We start from the raw sequence: 1,326 nt of genomic DNA, 5'->3' as shown, positions 1-1,326 counted from the left end.
GAGTCATCCGATGGATGGCTCTTTTTTCTATGTTCGAGTCCTGCCGGGTTCGAACGGTTCGAATGTCTACGTTCCACTCCGGTCGTCGCAGTCGAACGTCCCCCGGACGTTCTGCGACGTCTCATTCTCGCCTTGATGAAGTGACTTTGGATACTTCCAGGGCTCTGCTGCCCTTATAGTAGATGTCAATTTCCTGGGGGCGGTTCTTGCCCTTCGGATTGCTGACAGTATGGACAACGATCTTCTCGACAAACTCATGCAAGATACATGGAGTCAATTCAGGAATTTCCGTATACCGTTCTACAACGGAGAGAAACCTCTCCACTTAAGAACGCCTGCCGAAAGCAGGCAGGCTATTTTCTTTGTATAGCATCAGCTCCCTCTTTATGCCAAAATAAGGAACGGATAGTAGCTATAAAAAAGCTACTCTGCAATCATTTCACATAATATTGGCAAATCGTAAAATAATATTGTGTGAGGTGACGGAGAGTGTCTAAAAAAAGACAACAAATTGTTTTCTCGTTTGGCAGCTCAATCCGCTATGTCAGAGAAAAGGATGAAAATGGATACTTCCCCTGCTTTGCCAGTTTCAACAGGCTGAAGAAAGACTTAAAAGCTTCGTCCACTTCCTTAAGGATCTGTTGGGCCATGTTGGAATTCAGCAGCCGATAGTTTTCGGAAGTCTTTAAGATGGCGTAGTTTTTCTCATATGGGAGATACTGGCTATGTTCAAAGTAATGCTGCCGTATCTGGTAGATGGCCTGGTTGGTCAGTTTTTTTGCTGTGCGGCATAATTCCCGTAGAATGAGGAATTCATCTTTGGACAGATGCTTTAGCTGCTGGCATACGGTCAAATACAAAACAGGTCCTCCTTTCCTAATCGAAACAGAACATACGTTCTACATCAATTATAGCACATGATTTCACAAAAGGGAATGGAAAGAATTGTAATTGCTTACCATTTTACATCTGTCTATGTATCATTATAGCGGTATTCATCCCGCCACCTAAGAGGGATGGGGGGGATTCTGCCGATTTTATGATAAAATGCTGGACACCAGAGAAAAACAAGAGAAAAAATAAACGCGGTGGGGTTTCTTGATACCCGACCGCGTTTATCTTTGTCCGCTGATATACGGGCAAATTGTTTTTTATTGTAGATTACTTTCTTGCGCCATCCGAGCCGATGGTATATCCGTCAATGGTGGTATTCACCGCCATCGTCCCGTCTGGGTAGAAGTAGTACCACTTTCCGTCAATCTGCTTCCAGCCGCCGGCAAACATCATTCCGCACGAAAAACGCATGAGTAAATAAATTGTGAACAT

General features: G+C 44.1%; 3 protein-coding genes. All 3 read right to left on the bottom strand.

Annotated features, from left to right (window positions below; genetic code table 11):
• Positions 1 to 121: 121 nt before the first annotated feature.
• Positions 122 to 325, bottom strand: a complete 204-nt coding sequence (locus DXA87_RS17715; RefSeq protein ID WP_117485682.1) for a DUF4368 domain-containing protein — start codon at positions 323 to 325, stop codon at positions 122 to 124.
• A 214-nt stretch (positions 326 to 539) separates the two neighbouring features.
• On the bottom strand, positions 540 to 860 hold the full coding sequence (locus DXA87_RS17710) for a hypothetical protein (RefSeq protein ID WP_242998146.1): 321 nt from the start codon (positions 858 to 860) through the stop codon (positions 540 to 542).
• A 301-nt stretch (positions 861 to 1,161) separates the two neighbouring features.
• Positions 1,162 to 1,284: a hypothetical protein gene (locus tag DXA87_RS17705; RefSeq protein WP_282433285.1), complete on the bottom strand. Its 123-nt coding sequence runs from the start codon at positions 1,282 to 1,284 to the stop codon at positions 1,162 to 1,164.
• Between the last annotated feature and the right edge of the window lie 42 nt (positions 1,285 to 1,326).

It is taken from the genome of Desulfotomaculum sp. OF05-3, from assembly GCF_003435535.1.
Lineage (GTDB): Bacteria > Bacillota > Clostridia > Lachnospirales > Lachnospiraceae > Pilosibacter > Pilosibacter fragilis.
The sequence above is the reverse complement of the archived record's forward strand: the minus strand, read 5'-3'. Positions and strand labels throughout refer to the sequence as shown.

Bases quoted from the DNA above. Each gene is read 5' to 3' on its own strand.
- DXA87_RS17705 (WP_282433285.1), bottom strand. From the start codon at position 1,284: ATGTTTGCCGGCGGCTGGAAGCAGATTGACGGAAAGTGGTACTACTTC.